This window comes from Rhizobium sp. AAP43 (genome assembly GCF_001296045.1).
In the GTDB taxonomy this organism is placed as follows: domain Bacteria; phylum Pseudomonadota; class Alphaproteobacteria; order Rhizobiales; family Rhizobiaceae; genus Allorhizobium.
Genome location: NZ_LJHS01000055.1, coordinates 161318 through 168406 on the forward strand (window position 1 = coordinate 161318; position 7089 = coordinate 168406).

7 protein-coding genes are annotated in these 7089 nt (G+C 58.0%); 1 reads left to right on the plus strand and 6 read right to left on the minus strand.

Going from position 1 to position 7089, the window contains the following annotated elements:
- Positions 1 to 21: 21 nt before the first annotated feature.
- The 5 genes from IP76_RS21185 to IP76_RS21205 form a co-directional block, all read right to left on the minus strand.
- The gene (locus tag IP76_RS21185) at positions 22 to 1728 is read right to left on the minus strand and encodes an ABC transporter ATP-binding protein/permease (protein WP_054160219.1); all 1707 of its coding nucleotides are present in this window, start codon (positions 1726 to 1728) and stop codon (positions 22 to 24) included.
- A gap of 53 nt (positions 1729 to 1781) precedes the next feature.
- On the minus strand, positions 1782 to 4070 hold the full coding sequence (locus IP76_RS21190; RefSeq protein WP_054160220.1) for a TonB-dependent hemoglobin/transferrin/lactoferrin family receptor: 2289 nt from the start codon (positions 4068 to 4070) through the stop codon (positions 1782 to 1784).
- A 304-nt stretch (positions 4071 to 4374) separates the two neighbouring features.
- A complete protein-coding gene (locus IP76_RS21195; RefSeq protein ID WP_054160221.1) occupies positions 4375 to 4581 on the minus strand; it encodes a hypothetical protein in 207 nt (68 codons plus the stop codon).
- A 29-nt stretch (positions 4582 to 4610) separates the two neighbouring features.
- On the minus strand, positions 4611 to 5270 hold the full coding sequence (locus IP76_RS21200) for an acyl-homoserine-lactone synthase (protein ID WP_054160222.1): 660 nt from the start codon (positions 5268 to 5270) through the stop codon (positions 4611 to 4613).
- Between the two features lie 91 nt (positions 5271 to 5361).
- Positions 5362 to 6093, minus strand: a complete 732-nt coding sequence (locus tag IP76_RS21205) for a LuxR family transcriptional regulator (protein WP_054160223.1) — start codon at positions 6091 to 6093, stop codon at positions 5362 to 5364.
- A gap of 134 nt (positions 6094 to 6227) precedes the next feature.
- On the opposite strand from IP76_RS21205, the gene IP76_RS21210 reads away from it, so the two are divergent.
- The gene (locus tag IP76_RS21210; RefSeq protein ID WP_054160224.1) at positions 6228 to 6428 is read left to right on the plus strand and encodes a hypothetical protein; all 201 of its coding nucleotides are present in this window, start codon (positions 6228 to 6230) and stop codon (positions 6426 to 6428) included.
- Positions 6429 to 6747: 319 nt separating this feature from the next.
- Here the strand turns inward: IP76_RS21210 and IP76_RS21215 are convergent.
- Positions 6748 to 7089 (minus strand): iron chelate uptake ABC transporter family permease subunit (locus tag IP76_RS21215; protein ID WP_156318676.1); only part of this gene is annotated, 342 nt, incomplete at its 5' end.

Consider the following 7089-nt stretch of genomic DNA (forward strand, 5'->3'; position numbering starts at 1 on the left):
CGGGTTCGATGGAGGATGGAGTCAGCTGGCGACAGCCAGCACTTTCGGATGGTTGTCGATATCGTGGATCTGCATGTCGGATGGCGTCTGGGGGACGCGATGTGAGATCAGGATCAGGATCAAGTCCGGCAAATGCTCGCGGATCCGTGCCATAAGCTCGGTTTCGGCCGCCTGGTCGAGCGCACTGGTCGCCTCGTCGAGGATAGCAATATCCGGTCGTTGCAACAGAATACGGGCAAGTGCGAGCCTCTGCATTTCACCGCCCGAAAGCGAGGCAAGGTCGCGTTCGGCTTCGATCGAGGCACGTTCCTTCATTCGGTCGAGACCAACAGCGTGCAAAGCCGTTGTCACGGTTTCCTGTCCGAAATCATCGACCGTGCAGGGATAGGCGGCGGCATCGGCCAGGGAGCCGAGCGGCATGTAGGCCTTCTGCGGCAGGAAGAGCACTTTGTCCGAGGGAAGTGTGATTGAGCCGGAGCCATGCTGCCAGAAACCGGCGAGAAGCTTGACCAGCGTCGTCTTGCCGATTCCAGATCGCCCCCGAAGCAGCAAGGTGGAGCCGGGATCGAGCGAAATATCAGGCAGGCTCAGGAGAAGCTCATCTTGTGCCGAGCAAACCTGTATCTCCTGGAGCTTTAGGGACTGTGATTGGCTTACCCTCGCAATTGGGGATGGATGCGATCCGTGACGCTCAGCGGCTTGAAGGAAACCGTCGAGGCGCGATGCCGTGGCCACAAGTTCGGCGAGATCCCGATAGGAGAAGATGAACCAGGACAGTGTGGTGACTACTTGGGAGAAGGCCATGCTGAGCTGCATCAAACCACCGAAGGCAACATGACCGGCCAGATAGCCCGGCAGCGCCACGAAGAGCGGGATGCGGAGCACAGAATGCCGGAACGGGAAGGTAAAGCTGCCCAACACGAGCTCCGCGCGGATCAGTCGCCGCCAGTTGGCAGCCAGCTCGTCGAAGCGGGCAGAAAAGCTTCGCCGTTCGGCCGCCTCGCCATTCGAAAGTGCGACCTCGTCGAAAGCCGTCCGCCAGCGAGCAAGGCCGAACCGAAAGCTCGCCTCCTTGTGCTGTTGCTGGGCAAGCAGACCCTTGAGCGGCTTACCCAGCTGATGCGTAATGAGGCTGCTGATCGCCACATAGAGGAAGGCCGCCCAGACCATGTAGCGCGGGATCTCGAGGTCCAGCCCGAGGGGAGCCAGCGACAGGGCAAAGTTGGACAGCCCCCAGAGCACTGTCAGATAGGAAAACAGGCCGACGATCTCGCCGATCAAATCCAATGTCTCGCCGAGCAGGCCGCGCGCAAACAGGCGGCAGTCTTCCGCAATTCGCTGGTCGGGATTGTCGATGCGATCGACCGGGTCAGCCGCCATGTGCCAGAAGGCCTTGTTGCGGGTCCACAAGGCGATCGCATGGTCAGTCAGAGCCTTCCGCCAGCGGATCTCCAGCACCTTGCGCAGGTATTCGTAAGACAGGCCGCGCACGGAATTCAAAGCGATGATCAGGGCAAAGATACCGATCTGCCGGAGCACTTCGGGTCCGTCCACCCTTTCGATGGCAGAATAGAATTGACCCGTCCACTCGACCAGACGAACTGCAGCATAGACGCTGCCGAGATTGAGGGCGATGGCCAGGGCATAAAGCGCAACGCTGAACTTGCCTCCCGGAGCCGAGATGCAGATGCCGATCAGACGTTTGAACTGTTGAAACAGGGTCGACATGATGTTCCCTCTGAAAAGGGTGGTGCCGGCTGCTGAGCCGGCACCGGTATGGCTCAAAACTTGACCGTCGCGCCGACCTTGAATGTGCGACCGGCCCCCGTTTGCAGTTCCAGCGGATTGACATTGGCAACCGCAGCCGAGCCGGCGACGGTGTTGTAGCCGGTCAGCGTGTTCGGGAAGTATCGGCGGTCGAAGATGTTTTCGATGCCAAAGGTCACTTCCAGATTTTCTCGCGGGGTCCACTTGGCATAGGCATCGAAGACCGCGTAGCCGGAGGGCAGGTAATAGGCGGTGTTGCTTGCCTCGGTTCGGCCGGCAGCGAAGGTGCCGAACAGCTCGAATTGCAGGTGGTAATCCGGCAGTTCGTGCTTCACGCCGAGGACTGCGGTAAAGGGTGTCGCACCATCGAAGGCCGTCTCAGCAGAGGATGCGCTGACTCTCTGGCGCCCCTGGCTCCAGCTCAGATTGGCCGAGAGCGTGGTGTAATCCAGAACTTCGTATTCGCCACCGAACTCGATACCCCAGAGCCTGACATCCTCGACATTGTTGGAGGTATAGGCCGTGACCGGTGTGCCGCTGCCATCGAGGATCGTTGTTTCTTGAAGGCTGCGAATGAAGTCCTTGTAGTCGGCATAAAAGCCGTTCACGCTGAAGAAGCCGCGCTCATACTCACCACGAAGTCCAATCTCGTAGCTTTGAACCGATTCTGGTCGCAGGTCGGGATTGGGGATGATGGAGGAGCCGCTGAAGATGTCCGTGCTCGACTGGAAGAGCTGCGCCGATGTCGGCATCTTGAAGCCCTCTCCGTAGGACGCATAGACAGAGTAGGTCTCGTCGAGCTTGTAGGTTGCGCTGAAGGCCTTCAGCAGCTCGGTGCTCTCTTTTTTCGCGGGCGCATAGCCGGGTAGCCCCGGGTATGTCGCATCCCCTGTCGGGTCGATCGAATAGGTGGCGAGCCTGAGGCCCGGTGTCAGGGTCAGGCGATCGTCGAGAAGCCCGATTTCGTCCTGGATGTAGACGTCGGCTCGCTGTGTCTCGACGCGGGGGAAGCTGAAGCCCTGGTTGGTGGCCACCGTCGTCGTCCCGGTCAGGGAGTTGTAGGTGGTGTTGATACCCGCGTAATCACCCTTGGTATGATCGCCATCGAAGCCGTAAGTCAGGCTGTGACGGGTTGGACCGAGATCAAAGCTCGACTTCAGCTGGATGTCGCCTTCCAGGAAAGTCTCGCTGTAGTCACGATACTGATTGCGCAGTTCGACGCGGTTCGAATAGACGCGGCGCTGATCGCTGTCGGTTACGCGCTCCTGGGGCGAGTAAGACAGGCGCCAATTCAGGCTGTCGAGCCAGGGCAGATCCGCCAGCCACTCGTGCTCAAGCGCGATCCGCTTGCGGCTCATGTCGAGATCGCGGACATAGGGGTCGTTGATATAGGCGCTGGTGGACGGGATGCCCGTGGCCGAGGCGCTCATGTCGTAGAGCTGGAGAACTTCCGTCGCGCGACCGAAGAGCTCTCCCGTCAGCTTCACCGTGTTCTGGGCATCCGGCGTCCAGACCATCTTAAGAAGTGCGTTGTCGACATCAGTGTCGGCGGGGAAGAGCTCGTTGCATCCCAGATAGAGCCGGCTGCAACCCCAGATCCCGCCATCGGCTCGCGCGTTGCTGAACTCGGCCTCATGCGAGGATGTCTGGCCGTAGCTGCCGAGGATCTGCAGGTCTCCGAAATCATAGGCGCCGGTGACCTGCTTATTCCAGCTATCGTCGAAGCTGTCATAGCTGGTCTTCATCTCCAACGCCCAGGGCTTGTCGCCATCTGCAAGTAGATCCGAGGGATCTAGCGTGCGGAACATGACGGAGCCACCGAGCGCGTCGGCCCCCCACAGGACCGAATTGGGGCCACGGACGATCTCGACCGCCTTGAAATTGCTCATGTCGAAGAAGTCACGACTGCCGTCGGTGATGAGTTCCTGAACGCGCGAACCGTCGACCATGGTCAGCACGCGGTTTCCGCTCATGCCACGTATCGAAAAGCTCGTCAGCTGTCCCCAAGGGTTGACGCTGGATGTCTGCCTCGCGACCGAAACGCCGGGTTCCCGCCGCACGAGATCCTGAATGTCTCGGATGTTGTAGTCGTCCAGCTGCTCCTGGGTCACGACCGTGATGTTTTGCGGCACATCGAGGAGCTTCTTGTCAGATCGCGACGAAACCACGATCTGATCAAGGACGGTGTCCTCGGCCAAGCCATTGGCCGGCTGGCAAAGACTGATTGCAGCAACGCCTGCTGCCAAAATCTGGACATGGTGGAGCGTGGACGCGCAAGGCGTCGCTATGGCCCGCAATAGCATGGTTCTAACCCCTCAGAACTGGTGGACTGAGCGGGTCGTATTAAAGGATACCAAAAGAGTCAAGTTTAAACTTGATGAGTAATTTCATGTTTTTTGGAGTCTCTTCTGTGACAGCCTGTTGAAGAAAAAGCTAACAATACTTGATCTTAGCGCGGAACCACCTCCGCATATTGGGAGGAGTTCGAAACGCTCAGATCAATCACACGATCAGTGTCGCGACCCCGGCAAGCCAGTTAGGGGGTGTGAATATCCGGTAAAGCGATCGGCATGGCCGATCGATTAGTGACCGTAGTTTGGGCGGCGGCTAGGAGTGAAGAACGGGGCCGGTGTTGAGGTCATCATCCTCGCTATCGATGACCGCATCCTCTTCTTCTGCCTCTTCGATCATTTCGCTGACCGCTTTGGATATGCTCAGTTGTATCGCCAGACCGAGATGCAGCATGAGCTCTATTTCCTGATATTCAAACGCAATCAGATAAGCCTGCTCAACCAGGTTGCAGACTGTCTGCATAGGGGACTCTGACATGGTTTCGGACCGCTTCAGGCTGCTATCGCCATCGCCATTTGGCGACCGGCAACAGGATGATGGACGTAGAGTGGCTCGGTGATCCCAGTTGCCTGCCGCATTGAGTTCAAGACGGCGCCTGAGACTTCAAACGCACCGCAGCAAACAGGCAAACGGCCATATCCTTCTGCCCGACCGAGTTCGTCGACCGCGACCCCCGCTCTGCGGTAAACACGCCGCATGTGGGGTTCATAGTTGGATAACATCATCCCAATTCCGTGATGGAGCGCGCATTCGCACAGCGCCAGCAACAGGCGGCTGAAAGCATCAGCCGGCGAAAGATCCGGAAAATCTTCAGCGATCGCGGTCTCGTCAATGCACATGCGCGTTCCTTCCCAAATGCCGGGCGCAACGAGATTGACATCGGTCGGCAATGTTGCGTGGAAGACGTCATAGAGAAGTGTTGGACCGGTCGTTGGCATCAGCCGCATCGAACCGTAAAGTCGCGTCCCCTGGTTGTTGCACCAAACAAGATAGACTGGGAAAAGGTCGTCATAGCAGTCTCGCTCGTGGTCGCCACAAACAGGAACCGACCAACCGAGCCGATCCGCGAAGACCTCTTTTCGCAGCCGGAACATGTGGTCGACGAGTTCGGGAAACTGGGAATATTGGTGAGCCTGAAGTGTGATAAACATATTAAACCCCCTCAACTGGATTGTGGGGACATCATGTGGGCTTGTGCCTTCATTCGATATTCCCACCCCTGCGCCGCCGCAAATGAGGGGGTCAAATTGGATTGATGAGCCGGAGCTTGATTGCCTTGGCAATCGCCTGCGGGATATTCGCGCAAGCGAGCTTAAAACGCGCGGACTTCAAATACCCGCGCGCCGTGTGATCCGAGATGCCGAGAATGATAGCAATGTCTTTGTGATCCTTGCCGAGTGCTGCCCAATGGAGACATTCTCGTTCCCGCGGCCCAAGTGGCGGGGCAGGATCATCCTCGCCATAGAGTTCGACCAGAGCCTTCGAATGCAGCAGATGGGCGAGTTCAAGCCAGTGGCCTCGATTCGCGAAAACCTGAAGTGCCCAAGGCTCAGGCGCAAGGTCAGCATTAAGTGACACAATTGCCCGTCGGCCAGCTCGGTCGATGATAGGCATGGAATATCCTGCACCCGACAGCCCGTGACGGCCAGCATCTTCGAACATGCGCATCGCGGCAGGGCCAGCAGTGAGTTCGCTCCAAAAAAACGGAAGTGTCCGCGTTACCCCCTCAATTGCGACAGGATCGACGTTGACGTATCCTTGCAAAAGATACCGGCTCACCCAGACGGGCGGGTAGGTGGTTCTGACGAACGGCGCATCAATCTTGGATGCCACAGTCTGGGCCATGTGGTAGGTCACATGCGCCAGCTGATACACCTCTCGGATGGCCTGGATGGACGTTTCGACGTCAGGTGCATTTTGCACCCAGCCAAAGGCAGTTTCAAACAAGACGTTCGTTGAAATCAGCTCTTCCATGAGGCCCCCACCCCGAAACAACTACCTGCAATCTGAGGGTGAAATTTCCTATTTGCAACCCGCTGTCCCCTCATATGCGGGGACTGACAGCACAAAGCGCGCCTGTTACTGCTTTTGCCAGGAGGTTTCGGTCCATGCGCCATGCGAAATCGAACAAGCAACACAGCGAACCGGAAGCCAGGGAAGCTGCCGCAGTTCTCTCCGACGTCTTCATGGATCTCGCACGCTCGGAGGCGCTGACACGAGCATTGACGGATGAGCGAAACGGCAAACCAGAGCGCGCCGATTACTGGGTCGGAGTGTTTTTGGCGATACCGACGCTGGCTCGCGACTGAGGCAATCCAGAGGAAGTTGATGGAGATATCGGGTCACGTGTCGGCCTGTTTCGGCGCACTGAGTTTGCGTCGTCTGCAAAGACGAAACGATCTGTTGGTCTGAGAATTCGAACATAGGCTGCGTCAAGGTCGTGTAGCTCTCGCCATGTGCACGGCAACATCCTGCTACAAATGAGCAAATCAGCTGCGTGCTATCTTCTTCGACGGTGCATGCCATGCATCGCGTCTTACTCCTGCCGAACGTCGGGCCAGCCTTTGGCACTTGTTCGATACGCGGCAGGACGTTTTGGGACCCTCCATCTCAGCGCGTTGACGCAGCCTAGCGTCTTCTACTCAACAGATACATCAAACACGGCGCGCCAAGCAGGGCAGAGACCAGTCCGGCCGGGATCTGGTAGGGTGCTGCGATGGTACGGCCGACGAAATCTGCGATGACCATGAGTCCCCCACCGATAAGGGCTGCGCCGATCATTTGCGGCAGAGCACGTTTAAGACCAGCTTCTCTTGCAAAATGAGGAGCCATCAGGCCGACAAAAGAGAGCGGACCAACGGTCAGCGTTGCTGCGGCCGTCATCAGGCCAGCAAGCCCAAACAGCATCAATCTTGATTGCGCCAGCGGTATGCCCACCGCAGTTGAAGGTGCCGGGCCGAGCGGCAGGAT